The sequence below is a fragment of the Roseovarius marisflavi genome, from assembly GCF_900142625.1.
Taxonomy (GTDB): domain Bacteria; phylum Pseudomonadota; class Alphaproteobacteria; order Rhodobacterales; family Rhodobacteraceae; genus Roseovarius; species Roseovarius marisflavi.
In genome coordinates this window covers 1-16,002 of the sequence record NZ_FRBN01000009.1, presented here as the reverse complement: position 1 = coordinate 16,002, position 16,002 = coordinate 1, and the positions used below count along the sequence as shown (strand labels likewise).

Below are 16,002 nucleotides of genomic sequence, written 5' to 3'. Positions count from 1 at the left end.
TACCGGCGAGCCGCCTGCGCTGTGGTCTCAGTCGCGCAAGGCGCGGTCCTTGATCCGGACGATGGGCTTGAGGATATAGTCGAGCACGGTCTTGCGCCCTGCAAGGATATTGGCCTGAGCGACCATGCCCGGCATGATTTCGACCTCGACGCCATCGGCATCAAGGATGGTGTCGGTGGTTCGGATTTCCACGACAAAGACCTCTTCCTCGCTGCGCTCAGTCCGCGTGACCGTATCGGCGCCGATGCGCAGAACTTCGCCCGACAGACTGCCATAGCGTGAGGCGTCATAGGCGGTGATCGTCACCTTGACGGGCTGGCCAGGATAGAGAAATGCAATGTCGTCGGGGCGCACATAGGCCTCGACGAGCAGCGTGTCGTCAAGCGGCACGATCTCGATCAGCTCTTCGCCGGGGCGAGCCATGGCGCCGACGGTGGGGCTGTGAATGCGGTTGACGATGCCGCGCACCGGCGCGTAGAGGCGCGAGCGCGCCGCCCGGCTCTCAAGCGCGGGCAGGGCGGGTTTGAGCGCCGCCAGTTCGGCTGTCGCGGTCGCCAGATCGGTCAGGGCCGCGCTGCGAAAGCGGCTGCGCAGGGCGGCGATCCGGTCGTCGATTTCGTCCAGTGCCGATTGCAGCCGCGTCAGTGAGGCTCGTGCGCGCACCTCGCGCCCGCGCCATTCCGCCTCGGAGCGCCGCAGTGACAGAAGCGTGGTGGCGGGCTCCATGCCGCGTTCGACCAGCGGCTCCATCATGTCGCGTTCCTCGGTCAGCACGGCCAGCGTTTCCTTTGCGGTCTGGCGATCAACCAGCCCTTCCTCGTATTCCTGACGACGCTGCAAGCGCTGGCGTTCAAGAATGTCGATCTCGGCGCCCAACTCGACCTGCCGCCCGCGATAAAGCGCGGTCTCGGATTTGACGACATCCACCGCGCGGGCCACCAGATCGGGGCTGAAGGCCAGATCGGCCCCGTCGATTTCGGTCTGCAAACGCTCTATTCGAGCCATCAGGCCATAGGCGCGCTGCTGCTCCTGATCGAACTGACTGTCGAGAAGGGAGCCGTCAAGCTCCATAAGCAAATCGCCCTTTTCGACGATCTCGCCCTCCTTGACGTGCAGTGCCTTGAGCACGCCCGGCTCGGCGGCCTCGATGACCTGCACCGAGGCCGAGGGCACGATGCGCCCGTCGGCGCGGGTGACGTCGTCTATCTCGGTGTTTGCGGCCCAGATCACCGCCGTGGTGAGAAAGGCCAGGATGGTCAGCAGCAGCAGCGAGCCGCGCAGCGCAGAGCGCCCGCGCATCTCGCGTGCCAGCCTGTCGAGATCGTGGTTACGCGCCATCCTTGGCCCCCGCTGCCTGTCGCGCGCCGCGGCTCAGGATCGACTTGTCGCCATCGGCCCCGACACGACCATCCTCGATCACGATGACCCGGTCCACGAGATCCAGCAGGCTGGTTCGGTGCGTGATCACGATCAGCGTGCGATCCTGCGCCTCGTCCTTGAGGCGGGCGATCACGTCGCGCTCGTTCTGCACATCCATCGCGCTTGTGGGTTCATCCAGCAGCAGAACGGGGGGCTGACCGACCAATGCGCGCGCCAGCGTGATCGCCTGTTTCTGCCCGCCCGAGAGCCCCTCGCCGCGTTCGGCCAGCATAAGATCATAGCCCGAAGGGTGGCGGGCGACGAAATCCTCAACGCCCGCGATGCGCGCGGCCTCAAGGATATCGGCGTCGCGCGGGCGGCGCGCGCCAATGGCGATGTTTTCGCGTACCGTGCCGGAGAACAGCCATACATCCTGCAGCACCGAGCCGATATTGCGCCGCAGATCGCCGGGGTCGATCTGGCGGATATCGGTGTCATCCACCAGCACCGCGCCCTTGTCGGGGGAATAGAGCCCGAGCAGGAGCCGCGCGATGGTGCTTTTGCCAGAGCCGATGCGCCCGAGGATGGCAACCTTTTCGCCCGGCTCGATGGTAAAGCTGACGCCCTTGAGGGCGGCGACGGTCTGATCGGGATAGCTGAAATGCACATCGTCAAAGCGGATGCGCCCGTCGAGTATTGATCGGCTGAGCCAATGGCGGCCCTCGGGGCGTTCGCTGTCTGCGCGCATAAGCGCGTCGAGGCTGCGATAGGAACTACGCGCCTGATTGAGCCGGGTGAGGGTCTGGGCAAGCTGTGCCAGCGGCGCGAGCGCGCGCCCGGTCAGGATCACGCTGGCGATGAGCGCGCCCATGCTCGCCTCTCCGGCCGTGATCAGGAAAACGCCATAGAAAACGATCATCACCTGGGCGGTTTGCTGGGTGAAGCTGGTGGCGTTCATCGCCAGTTGGGTGACCGCGCGGGCGCGCGCGCCATGCTCGGATTGCCGGGTGATCGCGTCTTCCCAGCGGGCGCGCATGCGGCGCGCGGCCCCGGTCGCCTTGATGGTTTCCAGCCCCGAGACGGTCTCGACCAGAACGCCCTGTTTCGACTGTCCGTCCTTGAAGCTCTGCTCGGCGAGCCGGGCGAGGATCGGCTGCACCGCAAGCCCGACGATCAGCACCACTGGCACGGCGATGGCCGGCACGATTGCGAGCGGACCGCCGATAAGCGAGATCACCCCGATGAAGAGCAGGATGAAGGGCAGATCGACCACCGCCACGAGCGTCGCGGAGGTGAAGAAATCGCGCAGCGACTCGAACTCGCGCAGGGTGCTGGCGAGGGCCCCGACCGACCCCTTGCGCGCGCGCATCTGCATGTCGAGGAGCTGGTCGAAGATCCGCCGCCCCATGGCCATGTCGGCGTGTTGCCCGGCCCGGTCAATAAACCCTGCGCGCAGATTCTTGATGAGAAAATCGAACAAAAGCGCGATGCCCACCCCGATGGTGAGCGCGATCAGCGATTCCGTGGCCTCGTTGGGCAGCACACGGTCATAGACGACCATGATAAAGATCGAGGTGGTCAGGCCGAGAAAATTGGCCAGAACCGCGGCCAGGAGCACCTGCGTATAGGACCAGCGATTGGCCGCAAGCGCCGACCAGAACCAATGGCCGCGCCGCCCCTCAGAGGTTGCAAGAATGTCCTCTCGGTGTTCACGGCGCAGCAGGATCGCGTGGCCGGTATAAAGCTTTTCCAGCTCGTCGCGGGCTACTTCGCCGATGCCCTCACCGAGGATGGGATCGTGAATGGCGAGTTGCCCGTCCTTGGCCACCCCGTGCAGCACGACCGCGCGCTCGCCCTCCAGCAGCAGGATCGCGGGGGTCAGCGTGGTATCGAAATCGCGCAGTTTTCGTGCGCCGAAGGCCGCCTGTATGCCCGCACGTTCGGCCGCCGTGATGGCCTCGCGCACGCCAAGCGTGCCGGTCGCCTCGGACGATTGCACGGCGTGTAGTGCCGCGAGGGTCATCGGTCGATCAAGCGCAGCCGCCGCATGCAACAGGCAGGCCTCGAGCGGGGAAGTCTCGTCAGGGCGGCTGCGGGCCTCGCGGTCAAGCGGGACCACCGTGGGGCTGGAGGTGGGTGTGTTCATTGCGCCACCTCGGGCAGGGTGATGTCGAACACGTCAAGAATGTCGCCAGTGAGGGCAAGAGCCGCGTAATCGGTGAGGAAGCGTTCCTGTTCGGCGCGAATAAGGGTTTGCTCGGCACGCACAAAGTCGCGCTGCGCGTCCAGCAGATCGACCATGCTGCGGCGTCCGATGCTGAACTGCTCGCGCGCGGCATCGACGCTCGCGGCGTTGCTGGCCACGGCCTGTCGGGCGGCAATAACGCGCGCCTCGCCTGCGGTCTGATCGGTGCGCACAAAGGCCAACGCCTCGCGGACATCACGCAACAAGGTGTCGCGTTCGGCCTGTGCGGCCTCAAGGCGGGCCTGCGCCGTCTCAATCGCGGCGCGGCGTGCGCCACGGGTGTCGAGGCTGTAATTGAGTGTGAGGTCGAGCGCCAGATCGCTGCCGCCACCCGAGGCGCGCCGCCCTGTGGCCCCCAGTTCCACTCCCGGCTGGCGGCGGGCGCGGGCAGCCAGAAGATCGGCCTCGGCAGCCCTGAGCGTAGCGTTTGCCGCGCGCAGGCGCGGGCTCTGTTCAAGCACGTCGGCCTCGCCTGCGGGCAAGGGCGGGGCCTTCACCTGCGGCGGCAGTTTGGCGGGAATTTTGACAAAGAGGCGGCGGAACGCCGCTTCGGCCCGCTCAAGCTGGGCCTGGGCATCGGCGCGCTGTGTTTCGGCATCGGCGACGCGGCTGCGCGCGATCAGGCTATCGGCAGTTGAGCCCGCGCCGCGCACCACGCGTTCTTCGATCTGGTCGGCAAAATCGCGCAGCACGCGCAGGTTGCTCTCGGCGATGGCGAGCAGGCGACGGCTGGTGAGCAGGCCATTATAGACCTCGACCGCATCGAGCGTTACGCGCGCGCCGGTTTCGAGCTGTTGCGCGCGGCTTTGCAGCACGCGGGCCTCGGCCGCCGTCTGATCTGAGCGCGCTGCGCCGGCGTCATAGACCAGTTGCGACACGCGCGCGAACGGCCCGACGTCGCTGCTGGAATTGCTGCGGATCAGCCGGGTCTGAGCGTTTGCCCCGACGCTGAAATCGGGGCGGAAGGCACCATCGGCGGCGCTTTTTTCGGCGCGGGCGGCGCGAATGTTGGCGGTGCTGCGGGTGATCGCGGGCTCGGCCAGGACCGCGCGGGCGATATGCTGGCCAAACGCCCCGCGTGCCACGGTGTTGGGCACCCGGTCCGCGCCAAGCCCGGCCGTGCCGCTCTCGAGGCTAGCCGCGACCGGCGCGAGGTCGGGCTGCTCGGCGCAGGCGGCGAGTGACAGGCAGAGCGCGGTCACGAGGGCGGTTTTGCGGAGTCCGGTCACGGTGTTTCCCTATCGTGATCTTGCGCATCTGCAAGCGCGTCGAGAAACCCGGAGAGACCGGCATCGGCGCCAGAGGAGGCGGCCGGGCCTGTCGTGCGCGGCGTGAAATCGGCCCCGGCGCGCAAGGCCCGCGCCATCCATCCGGCGTGGCAGAGCGACACGCGATGCGCCTGTGCAAGCCGCAGCGCGCCAGAGTGCCAGAGTTTGGGCAGGGCGGCGCTGTCTATCGCGTCGAGCGCAGCGCTGTCGATGGTGAGAAACCCGGCGGCGTCAGCCTCGGTCATGCCGGGCAGCGGATCGAGCGGGCGAAAAAGCCCTGCCGTTTGCAGCGCCGCGCAGGCGGTCTGCGTCGCCAGTTCGGATTGCGCGCGGGTGCGAAAGAAGGCGATGACCTGTTCGAGCGCCGCCGAGGGCACGCCGGTCTCGTCGAAAAACGGCTCATTTTTGGGGTCGTCGGTGACCAGCCCGCTGGCCTCATCGACGAGAAGGGCCATTTCGCCGCCTGCGCCGGTCGGCGTCGCGGCAAAGGGATGCGCGCGCAGGGCCGAGGGCACATAGGTGCCGCGCCATGAGCCCTCTGGTGTCACGAAGGGAGACGCCTCGCCTGCGGTCAGGTGTAGCAGGGCGTGCGGCTCGACAGGGCCGGTTGCGGTGCTGCGAAAGACGAGGGGAAAGGCGCTGGCCGCCGGTTCAAGCTCGGCCAGGACGATGGGCACGCTCTGCCGCGAGCGTGCAAAAGCGTAGGACGCAAAGCGCTTCCAGAAGCGCCCGCCATGGCGCTCTTTGCTGATTGCGACCTGCCCCGTTTGTGTCACCGCGTTCATGACTGCCGATTTATCCCTCGTTTGTTACCAATCCGCAAATATCGGCGGTTGCGAATATCTGACGGGCCGGTGCATGCGCAATCCGGCCCGCTACTGTTTTCACACGATCCTCCGGCGGCTTGATCACACCGATGACGTGACCGGATCGGGCAGAATGATATTGTCGGCGTTGAGCGCGCTCAGATCTCCGATGTCGTTGAAATTTGAGAGGATTTCGACCGTGGCGTCGTCCGTTCCGTTGACCGTCGCCCGTGCGAGTGCTGCGTTCGTGCCATCACCGGCGAGGAAGTACACAACATCACCCGCGGTCTCATTGAGAAGGCCCTCGAAGGCGGTTTCAATCGTGGCCGCGTCGGTGCCGCCAAGAGCCGTCGTGAAGATCACGAATCCGGTGTTGACGCCAAGTGCTTCACCCGCCCCGAGGGTTTCGACAAAATCTCCGGCCCCGCGCAAATCGGCCTCACCGAGGAAAACGATCTGATCGGCCTGGAATGTGTCGCCGGTGGTGAAGCCGGTAATGGTATCGGTGCCGTTGCTGGCCTGATCCAACTCGAAGACGATGCTATTGGTGCCGGTGGCCGAGACATCAATGCTGTCATCTCCGCCCTTGGCCTGAATCACCGAATCGGTGTTGGCGGCGGTCAGAGTGTCGCCACCGGCGGTGCCGATCAGGAGTTCGGTCGGGCCGCCTTGGTTTTCGTCAACAAAGCTCAGCGTAATCGGCCCTGCGCCCTGGTCCGTCATGTCGAAGCTGTAAATGACGTCGCCGTCGACTAAGGGCGTGGCCAGCGTGCCCCCGGTGAAAATCACGCTGCCCGTCGCGGCATTCGTGTCGTTTACGAGGAAGAGGTCGAGATTGTCGGCGTCGCTTCCCGTGATGTATGCGGCTTGTGCCGGGTCGAAAGACATCGTCGTCGTGATGCCATCGTTGGAATTCAAACTGGTATCTGCGATGGCGCTCATCGTTAGTGTCGCGCCGCTTTCGGCCGTATTTGCGACGGCGAAGACCGCTGCCAGATAGGCGTCGATACCGGCCGTCGCGGGAACCGCAGCGCGGCCTGCCGCGTTGTCCACGGTCGCGTTGACGGTAAAGGTCTCGCCCGGCTCCAATTGATCAAAAACTGCCTGATCGACCGCCAGAGACCATGTGCCATTGGCACCGACCGTTGCTGTGTCATTGAGGATTTGACCATTCGTCCCGGTGACGACCACGGTCACCAACTGCCCGGTCTCGACGCCGATGGTCGTGCCGGTGATACTGGCCCCTAGGGTATCGGACAGATCGACCGCCCCATCCTCACCAATCGGGTCGAGCGCAATGATCGGCTCGAAATCGGTCGAAAAGGTAAAGCTGTCGGGGGCCGCCGTGGGGTTGCCCGCCGCGTCGGTGATGGTGATTGCGACGGTATAGTCGCTCAGGTCGCGCAGCCCGTCCACCTCCTGCGCGGTCAGCGGAAGTGTGAACACGCCCGCATCCGGCGTGAGCGTGTTGAGCGCGACGGTCTTGTTAATATCGGCGGTGCCGTCGCTATGGGTGAAGGTCAGCGTGACACTCGCATCCGCAGTTTCGGAGGTGGTAAAGTCAACGCCATCCGTCGTCTCGCGCTCTGCCGCATCGAGGACGAAGCCTCCCGGCGGCGGATCGTCAAAGGCGATGGTGGGTGCGACGACATCAATGGCGAAGCTGTCGGTTGCCGGGGTGGCCGGGTTGCCTGCCGCGTCCGACACCTCTGCGGTGACAGTGGCCGAGGGCCAGCCGCCGATGGTGGAAAGGGCACCCGAGGAAAAGGTCACGGTAAAGGCATTGCCGGTGACGGTGGCCGTTCCGACGATTGGCGGTGCCATGGCCGTGCCGCTGAGCGTCACGGTCACAGTCTGGTTGTCCTCGACGCCGGTCGTGGTGCCGGAAACGGTGATCCCGGCGCCCTGCTCGGCGATATTGAGGATGTCGTCCGGGCCTACGCCGGTATCGGAAATGGCGATGGTCGGGGCCGTGAAATCTGTGTCGAAAGAGGCGGTATCCTGCGCGGTGTTGCCCGAACTGTCGGTCACATCCGCCTCTACGTCGATGGTCGCGCCATCGGCCAGCCCGGCCAGATCGGCCGCCGCGATGGTGGTCGTCCAGATGCCGCCGACCACCGCGACCGGGGCGATTGCGGAACCGTTGAAGGATAGGTTGACGACAGCGGTGTCGCTGGCGGTGCCCGAGATCACGAGATCTGTGCCCTGCTCGACGATGTTCATCACGTCATCCATGCCCAGGGGCAGAGGGTTGATGCTGACGGTCGGCGCGCTCACGTCGATGGTGACCGGGCGCGAGGCCTCTGGGGCCGGGTTGCCGGCCAGATCGGTGACGTTGGCGGTGATGGCGGGCGTTGCCCCGTCGCCCACGGCCGTGACCCACTGTTCGGTAAGGGTCGCCGCGAAACTCACACTCCATGTGCCGTCTGCCCCGACTTCTGCGGAGGCTCCACCAAGACTCGGAACATTCACTGAAACCGACCGACCGGCTTCCACGCCCGTGGTCGTGCCCGAGATCGTCAGGAGCTGCGTGCTGTCGGCGATGTTGATGATGTCATCGCCAGAAATCGCGTTTATGGCAACGGTGGGCGCGGTGAAATCGGCAATGACTTGTGCCGTCGCCTGCGGGGCTGGCACGCTGTCTCCGTCGGTGACATCCGCTGTGACGCTGACCGTCGCACCATCCGTGAGGCCCGCGGTTGCCGCCTGTGCCGGGGTCAGCGATACCTGCCAGACGCCGCCGGCTACAGTGGCGCTCAGAGGCACACCGCCCACATCGAGCGTGACCGTCTGACCGTCGGGCACGTTGTTGGTTGAGCCCGAGATGGTGATGTCGCCGCCCGCTTCGGCGGCGTTGATGATATTGTCGCCGGTAATGTCGTCGATGACAATCGACGGCCCGTTGAAATCGGCGTCGATGGTCGTGCTGGCCGGGGTCGTTGCCGGGTTGCCGGCGGCATCGCTGACAGTAGCGGTGACGGGAATGTTGTCGAGAACCCCACCCGCACCCGCAGCGGTTTGAATCGCCTGAATGTTGGCTTGCGGCACGGTCACGGACCAGACGCCGGGGCCGGTTACGGAGCCGGTGAGTTCCTCGCCATCGAAGGTCAGTGTGACTGCCTGGCCCACCTCGGCGTCGGTGGTGCCGGTGATTTCGAGATCGCCCTGCACGTCGAGCAGCCCGATTTGGTTATCGCCCGAGATCGCGTCGAAGGCGATGGTGGGCGGGGTAAGGTCCGTGGCCAGCGGCTCGCTTGCCTGCGGCGCCGGGTTGAGAGCCGCGTCTGAAACATCGGCGGTCACATCAAGCGCCAGATCACCGCTCAACCCGCTGAGAGCGGAGGCAGGGATATCGGTTGACCAGGTGCCACCGGTCACCGTGGCCGTTGCCGTCGTGACGGTTGTCGCTCCATTTACGAGGGTGACCGTCACCTCCTGACCATCCTCGACCCCGGTCGTCGTACCAGAGATCTGAAGCGCCGCGCCCTTCTCGACGATGTTTATCACGTCATCGCCGGCAATCGGGGTGTCGATGCTTATCGTAGGCGCCTCAAGATCGGTGTCGACCTGCGCGGTCGCCTCTGGTGCCGCGAGGCCAACCAGATCAGACACGTTGGCCGTCACATCGACGGTGCCGTTGAGCGGAAGACCGGAAAGCTCGCCCGATGTCGCCGTGGCCGTCCATGTGCCGCCCACGCCAACCGTGACGGGACCCGCGAGCGTGACGCCGTTGACGGTGACGGTGACCGGCTGGCCCGCCTCCACGAGGTTGGTCGAACCGGTGATTTCGAGTGATCCGCCGCTCTCGGCGATGTTGAGCACGCCATCGCCATCTGCGGTGCCGATCGGGTCGATGGTGATCGACGGGCCGGTGAAATCGGCGGGAACATTGGCGGGCGTGTCGGTGGCGGTGTTGCCCGCCACGTCGGTCACGCTTGCCGATAGGGTCAGAGTCGTCGGGCCGTTGCCGAGGGTGGCGAGGAAGGCCTCGGTGATCGGCACGGTGAAGGCCCCGCCCGTGACCGGGCCGGTGAAATCCTGACCGTTGAGCGTGACGGTAACGGTCTGGCCGTCCTCCACGCCCGTGACCGTACCGGTCACGTCGAAGCCGCCCACGCGGTCGGCGGCGCTGATATCTGCCGTGGCGACATCCTCGCCGTTGATCTGGGCGATGGTGATCGCGGCGCTCAGATCGGTGCTGAAGCTGTCGGTCGCTTCGGGCGCAGGATTGCCCGCGGCGTCGTTGACATTCGCAGTGACGCTCACGGTGGCACCGTCGGCGAGAGCGGCGAGGCTGGCGGCGGGAACGGTGACGCTCCATGTCCCGCCCGAGGCCGTTCCGGTGAATTCCTCTGTGCCGACCATGACGGTCACGGTCTGCCCATCCTCGGCATCAGTGGTGCCGCTGATGGTGATGCCCGCATCCTGTTCGGCGATGTTGAGCACGCCATCCGGGCCGGTGCCGTCATCGGTGATCGCGATGGTGGGCGGCACCGTATCGACGTTGAACTGTTGCGAAGTGCTGCCCAGTTCCTCACCAGCGCCATCAAGGGATGTGACGGTCACGGTGACGGTGCCCTGCGGGAGGTTGCCGGGCGGGGTGAAGGTCCAATTCCCGTTCGCGTCGAAGCTATCGGCGGGCAGGGTGGTTTCGTTGCCATCCGCATCGGTAATCGTGACCTGAACCGATGCCGCACCTTCGGGAATGGTGATCCCGGTGTTGTCGCTGTTGAAGCCACCGATGACGCCGAGGACCTCGGACTGGAAGCTATCGCTGTTGAGCACCGGCAGTGGCGCGGGCCCACCATCACCGCCGCCGCCGCCGAGCGCTGCGGCGGCGAGTCCGACGCCGCCGCCCAGACCTGCGGCCAATGCGCCGCCGCCCAGCCCGCCGCCGCCTGCCATGACCTCGGCGGCGATTTCCACGATCCGGTCACTCACGAGGACCTCGCCGCTGGCGGCGACTTGCACATCGGAGGCGGGCACCGAGATCGTGGTGCCATTGCTCATTCTGAGTTGGGCAGAGCCATCCGGCATCGCCTCCACATCGGTAACGCCCTCGATCTGCGAGGCGGTGACGAACGCATCACCGGCTTCCGCCGCAGCCAGCACCGGAAGTGTCAGGAGCGTGCCAACAAACCCCGACCCCGCGATTTTTCCCGCCTTAAGGCGTCGCGCGATCCAATCGCGGACAAAGGCCTTTCTATCAAGCTCGGTCGAAACAGTGGAACGCTCGTCAATCGGTTTGGGGAAATTATTTGTCACGTCAACCTCGCAGAAGAATGGGTGATGGATATTTTGCTCATTTGTCGGGTCTGAGCGATCCTTTGACAAGAGAAAAATCTTTTTTCTTGCACCTTATGGCTTTTCCGCCGTCGTTCGAATTTTTCTAAATCCTTTGGGAAAAAACATTCTTTGGACAAGGTTTGCGTCCCCTGCGCGCCGTCCCCCATGGCCAAGGTACAGGTCTTAGTTGGGTACGGAGGGCAAGATGCGTCTTCAGTTCGATGCGCGCGTGATTACGGGCCAGCTGCCGCTGGATACCGCGATCCGCGCCGTGACGGTCGCGGAGGTGAACGGCGAGACGCTGATCTATGCCGCGACCGGTTCGGCTGGCGGGCTCAGTGTCTTCCGTCTGGGGGCGTCAGGGGCCTTGAGCCTGCACGACACCGCGCTCTTTGCGCCGTCTCTGACCGCAACGCTGAGCCGCGACATTGCCGTTGCCTGGGCGCAGGATCAGGGCATGCTGGTGCTTGGCGTCGGCGATGGGCGGCTGATTTCTTATGGTCTGGCGGCGGACGGGACACTGCAGGCGATGCGCGCGCCCGTGCTTGTTGATCCCGCACTGGCGACGGTCGACCGGCTGGATTACCTGCCCGATGCGGTCGGCGGCGGCGTTCTGGCGCTGGCCGGGGGCGGGCTCTACCAGATGGATGCAGGTGCCGGGCTGACGCAGTTGGGCGGACTTGATGATCAGGACCTTGCGCTGAGCCTCGTGCAGGGCGCGGGGGGCGTGATGCTGACGCGGGCCACGCCCGATGGCGTCGAGAGCGCATGGGTCGGAACAGGCGGCGGCCTTGCGTCACTCGATTCGGTCGGGGCCTCGGAGGGTTTCGGCGTGGCGACGCCGACCGCGGTCGAGACGATTGCGGCGCATGGCGCACAGTTCACCATCCTTGGGGCCGCGGGCAGCCAATCCCTAAGCGTGCTGGAACTGCAGGGGGATGGCGCGTTTCAGATCCGCGATCACCTGATCGACAGCCGTTTCAGCCGGTTTGCCGATCTTCAGGACATCGCGGTTACGCAGGTCGCTGGCCAGGTCTTTGTTGTGGCCGGGGGCAGCGATGACGGGCTGAGCCTGCTGACGCTCTTGCCGGATGGTCGACTGATCTATCTCGACAGCATCGCGAGCACCGATGGCGCCCGGCTTGACGGGATCACGCGGCTGACGGCGGTGCATGCGCAGGACGCTCTTCAGATCTTTGCGGCGACGCAGGGCGATGCCGGGCTGGCGCACCTTAGCGTGCCGATGGGCAATATCGGGCAGGTTCTGCGCGGTACGGGGGCCCTCGTTGCCGGGGCGGGCGATGACCTGCTGGTGGCCGAAGGCGCAGCTGCCACCCTGACGGGGGGCGCGGGCGATGACATCCTTGTGGCAGGACCCGCTGGCAGCACATTGACCGGCGGGGTCGGGGCCGATCTCTTTGTCATGCAATCCGGCGGAGGCGTGGTTCGGATCACTGATTTCGACCTGTCGCAGGACCGGCTGGACCTGTCGGATTACACGCTGTTGCGCAATCCCGATCAGTTGAGCGTCACGCGCGTCACGGGGGGCGCACGGATCACGTTCCGCGACGAAGTCCTGCTGATCGACAGCCATGACGGGGCGTCGCTCGGGCAAGAGGACCTCTTTGGCTTTGCCTTTGAGGGGCCGGACCGGATTCCGCTGTTTCTGTTCGAGAGCGCACCCCCACCCGATCCTGCGCCCGTTCCCGATCCGCCCCCCCCGGCTGACGGGGCGAATCTGCTGTCGGTGCGCGCGCAAGAGGCCAATCCCCTGCTCGCCGACGCGGATATCCGGTTTACGCCTGCGGGGGGTGACACGGTTACGTTTCGGGCGGATGGCGCGGGGCGCTTTGATCTTGGGCCGATCGCTGGCGAGACCGGGCATTTGCAGATTCTGCGCAGCTATAGCACGGGCGATCCGGCCTTTGGTGTCGATGATGCGTTGAACATCCTGCGGATCGCGGTTGGTCTTGAGCCGGGGTTCGGGCCGACGACGGCGACCGACAGGATTGCCGCGGATTTTGATCGTGACGGGGTGGCGAGCGTGAGTGACGCGCTCGACGTGTTGCGGCTGGGCATTGGCCTGCCCGTCGACACCGCGCCGGAATGGCTGTTTCTCGATCCGCAGGCAGATCTTGCGGCGGTCGTCACGGGGGGCATGCCGCTGCCGGATGGGGTGAACCTGACTGTGCCACTCGATGGTGCGCTTGAATTCCTGGTGACGGCAATCCTGCCGGGCAATCTCGACGGGGTGCTTTGAGCAGGAGACGGATCAGACCGCGTTGGTCGCGCCCAGATCTCCGAGCGTGATAACCTGCAGGTCGAGTGTGCCCCCGGCCAGAAAATGGTTGAGATCGACGCCCTGATCATAGGTGACAGCGCCCACATTCAGCCCGTCGAACGACTGGTTCGGATCAAGCAGCACGTAATCGCCTGGCGATGCCCCCTGAACCTCCAGGCCGACCGCAGCGCGCAGCACGCTGAGCGCGTCATTGACCGAGACCTGTCCCGAAAGATCGACATCCGCCGCGATCAGGTCATGTGGCGTGGCCGGGCCGAAGGAAGGCTCGAGCCCAACCGCGAGCCGCAGTATATCGAGCGCATCGCCCACATCGGCGGCCTGCGGGCTGGCCGCGCCGGGGGCGAGGTCGATATGACCGGTCAGCCCCGCTGGAAGTGTAAGGTCGAACGCGCCATTCGCATTGGTGCCGATGGTCTGCTCGCTGCCATCCGAGAGCGTGAAAAGCAGCATGATATCGGCGGGCAGGGGAGCGTTTCCGGCGATCAGTTGCCCGCTCAGCAAGATGTCGGCCGGGTCGGGCAGGAGCGACAGTGTCAGGTCGGTGAAGTCCAGGAATGCGATATCGGTCAGCGTGTTGATGCCGTCGCCCTCGGGGCCGCTGCGCAGGTCGGTGACGATGACCTGTCCGTTGCCCGTTTCGGTGATGTCGAAATCCGAGCGTTGGCCAGTGAAGACGACCCGGTCGGTGCCGCCACCGCCGCTCAGCACATTGTCCCCGCGCCCAACATAAAACAGGTTGTCGAGCACGTTGCCGGTCACGGAATTGTCAACCGCGCCCAGCATCTCGACGTCGAGGGCGCCCTCGCCGAGAACCACGTTTCCCGATGTCAGGATGCGTTCGCCGTTGACCAGATCAAGCTTCACGTTGCCTTGCGACATGTCGACCGTCAGCGATATGCCGTTGCCAGGATTGCCGAGGGTCACAGAGACGGCGGGGCTGCCCTCAAGGGCGAGGCTGTATCCACCGGCCGCCCAGGTGGCGGTCGACGTGCCCGCCGCCGAGACCTGAAACGCCTCTCGTCCTTCGCCGACGGAGTAGAACGCGTCGAAATTGATGTCGTTATAGATGACCCCGGTGAGGAAGACGTCGCTGCCCGACAGTCCGAACTTGTGGGTGATGACGGAGGCGTTTCTGTCTTCTCCATCCTGAGTGAAGATGCCGCTTTTCTGCGATACGCCGGTTTCGCGAAAATGCTCGGCAAAGAGATTCCCGCGATGGCCGGGGCTTGCGTAGAGCCCGTCATGTTGGGAGCGTATCGCGCTCTCCAGATCAATCGTGCCGGTGCTGCGAAGCAAGGCCAGATTCTCTCCCCAGCTCCAGGATCCTTCGAAGGTATAGCCCGCTGCCGCCATCCGCTGGCCCGGGCTGCTGCCGCCTGCGCCGTCATGCGAGAAGGTATCGGTATCGAGCATCCATTGCCCGTGATCCGTCGCAGCCTGCTGAATCTGCGCATTGGGGGCGAGGGCCTGCACCGGGGTTTGCGCGATGGTGCCGGGCGCGAGCCCCTCGTTGAGGTCGATGCCCTGACGTGCGGCCTCGCCCAGAGGGTCGAGCCGGGCGGCATTCACGAGTTCGAGAAATAACTGTTCGTTTGCTGTAAGCATGGCAACCCCAATTGATACCCTGATCTGATCGGCCTGTTTGTAATTGAACGGCGCAGTCGGACGTTTTTTAGATAAATACCCTGTCGGCGCGGCTCCAATTTGGCGAGAAAGTGGCCGACCTGTGGTTTTACGGGGCTGCCCGGACAGAGGGTTTGGCCCATTGGGTGATGTGGACTTTGTCCCGGTGACCGCCTCAGTCATTCCCCGAGTTCTTCACCTTTTCGTCATGCATGAATGTCAGGGCGGTAAGACAACCATAAAGAAAGCAAGCCACAAAGAAAAAACTCCGGCTGTCGAGCGGGCTGATGTTTGGTCTCAGCGCATGCGGCACGACCTAATGCCCTGATCAGTCCGGGAAAGTCGACCGGATCAACTTTGGTGGCGCCTGCGCAATCAGAAAAGAGGCGAACGGGCTGACCGGGCTGAGCCTTCTTCTCAGCGGCTATGATGCCACCCAGAGCAAGATTACCGATATGGACGGGGGCATTCATCTCATCGATGCTGACGGAACGCGAGCGGCGACATGGGCCTTTGAAGGACTGATTTCACACTGCAACAGAAAGCACGCGCGCGCATGCTACGTGCCATCGATCCGGCAGGGGCCTCCTTTCGAATGCCAGTATGGCGGCCGCATTGAGATGTGTGAGGGGACTGATTTCTTTCTGTTTCTTAGGGCGATTTCAACGGGTATCGTCTACTATGATCCGGCGCTGAAGCTCGAGAGCGCAACGTCGGCCGGTCCCGCGCTCAAGCGGCGGAGCCAGTTTCGGGTGCGGCATCAGGCGTTGGCGGGGCTGTATCGAAAGGCGGAACAGGAGATGCTGTGACGGAGCAGCCATTGTGGGCGGTTTACGGAACTTCGCGGCGTCTCGCATCATGGTCGGCTATGCGCAGACTGCGGACTTTGCAAAGTTGTAAACTCTTGTCGGCCCATGGCGATGGACCGGTCATTCGCACCGCTTGCAGTAGGTGGCTCAGCGGTTGACGGCAAGACTGGGCTGGGAGCGGAACAACGGCGCAAATTGCATGAAGGACGGCTAATGGGATGTGTCGGCTGCTTCCCCACCGTTGTGTTATCCTTAACTGGGATCAACCGCGCATCAAGGAGAAGCAGCCATGTGTGCAAAGAAG

The 16,002-nt window shown here is 64.7% G+C and carries 9 protein-coding genes; 3 read left to right on the top strand and 6 right to left on the bottom strand.

What is annotated here, in order from left to right; translation table 11 throughout:
- Positions 1-27: 27 nt before the first annotated feature.
- The 5 genes from BUB78_RS09675 to BUB78_RS09655 form a co-directional block, all read right to left on the bottom strand.
- Positions 28-1,338 carry an HlyD family type I secretion periplasmic adaptor subunit gene (locus BUB78_RS09675; protein WP_073197546.1) on the bottom strand — a complete coding sequence of 437 codons (1,311 nt, stop codon included), beginning with the start codon at positions 1,336-1,338 and terminating at the stop codon, positions 28-30.
- Positions 1,328-3,505 (bottom strand): type I secretion system permease/ATPase, encoded by a 2,178-nt coding sequence (locus BUB78_RS09670; protein WP_084732822.1) that lies wholly within the window; start codon positions 3,503-3,505, stop codon positions 1,328-1,330. Before BUB78_RS09670 ends, BUB78_RS09675 begins: the two co-directional genes overlap by 11 nt.
- On the bottom strand, positions 3,502-4,833 hold the full coding sequence (locus BUB78_RS09665; RefSeq protein ID WP_073197544.1) for a TolC family protein: 1,332 nt from the start codon (positions 4,831-4,833) through the stop codon (positions 3,502-3,504). Before BUB78_RS09665 ends, BUB78_RS09670 begins: the two co-directional genes overlap by 4 nt.
- On the bottom strand, positions 4,830-5,657 hold the full coding sequence (locus tag BUB78_RS09660) for a SapC family protein (protein ID WP_073197542.1): 828 nt from the start codon (positions 5,655-5,657) through the stop codon (positions 4,830-4,832). The genes BUB78_RS09665 and BUB78_RS09660 overlap by 4 nt, the downstream gene beginning before the upstream one ends.
- A 123-nt stretch (positions 5,658-5,780) precedes the next feature.
- Positions 5,781-10,943, bottom strand: a complete 5,163-nt coding sequence (locus BUB78_RS09655) for a beta strand repeat-containing protein (RefSeq protein WP_073197540.1) — start codon at positions 10,941-10,943, stop codon at positions 5,781-5,783.
- Positions 10,944-11,169: 226 nt separating this feature from the next.
- Here BUB78_RS09655 and BUB78_RS09650 point away from each other — a divergent pair, with 226 nt between their 5' ends.
- Complete coding sequence (locus BUB78_RS09650) at positions 11,170-13,224, top strand: calcium-binding protein (protein WP_073197537.1); 2,055 nt, start codon at positions 11,170-11,172, stop codon at positions 13,222-13,224.
- 12 nt (positions 13,225-13,236) lie between these two features.
- On the opposite strand, the gene BUB78_RS09645 is transcribed toward BUB78_RS09650, so the two are convergent.
- Positions 13,237-14,871: a CAP domain-containing protein gene (locus tag BUB78_RS09645; RefSeq protein WP_073197535.1), complete on the bottom strand. Its 1,635-nt coding sequence runs from the start codon at positions 14,869-14,871 to the stop codon at positions 13,237-13,239.
- A 368-nt stretch (positions 14,872-15,239) separates the two neighbouring features.
- On the opposite strand from BUB78_RS09645, the gene BUB78_RS09640 reads away from it, so the two are divergent.
- Together BUB78_RS09640 and BUB78_RS20895 are read left to right on the top strand one after the other, a co-directional pair.
- Positions 15,240-15,698 (top strand): MvaI/BcnI family restriction endonuclease, encoded by a 459-nt coding sequence (locus tag BUB78_RS09640; RefSeq protein ID WP_483880233.1) that lies wholly within the window; start codon positions 15,240-15,242, stop codon positions 15,696-15,698.
- A 105-nt stretch (positions 15,699-15,803) separates the two neighbouring features.
- Positions 15,804-16,002 (top strand): hypothetical protein (locus BUB78_RS20895; protein ID WP_220083998.1); only part of this gene is annotated, 199 nt, incomplete at its 3' end.

Excerpts from the sequence above, each read along its gene's own strand:
- BUB78_RS09650 (WP_073197537.1), top strand. The coding sequence starts at position 11,170 with ATGCGTCTTCAGTTCGATGCGCGCGTGATTACGGGCCAGCTGCCGCTG.
- BUB78_RS09660 (WP_073197542.1), bottom strand. The coding sequence starts at position 5,657 with ATGAACGCGGTGACACAAACGGGGCAGGTCGCAATCAGCAAAGAGCGC.
- BUB78_RS09670 (WP_084732822.1), bottom strand. The coding sequence starts at position 3,505 with ATGAACACACCCACCTCCAGCCCCACGGTGGTCCCGCTTGACCGCGAG.
- BUB78_RS09645 (WP_073197535.1), bottom strand. The coding sequence starts at position 14,871 with ATGCTTACAGCAAACGAACAGTTATTTCTCGAACTCGTGAATGCCGCC.
- BUB78_RS09675 (WP_073197546.1), bottom strand. The coding sequence starts at position 1,338 with ATGGCGCGTAACCACGATCTCGACAGGCTGGCACGCGAGATGCGCGGG.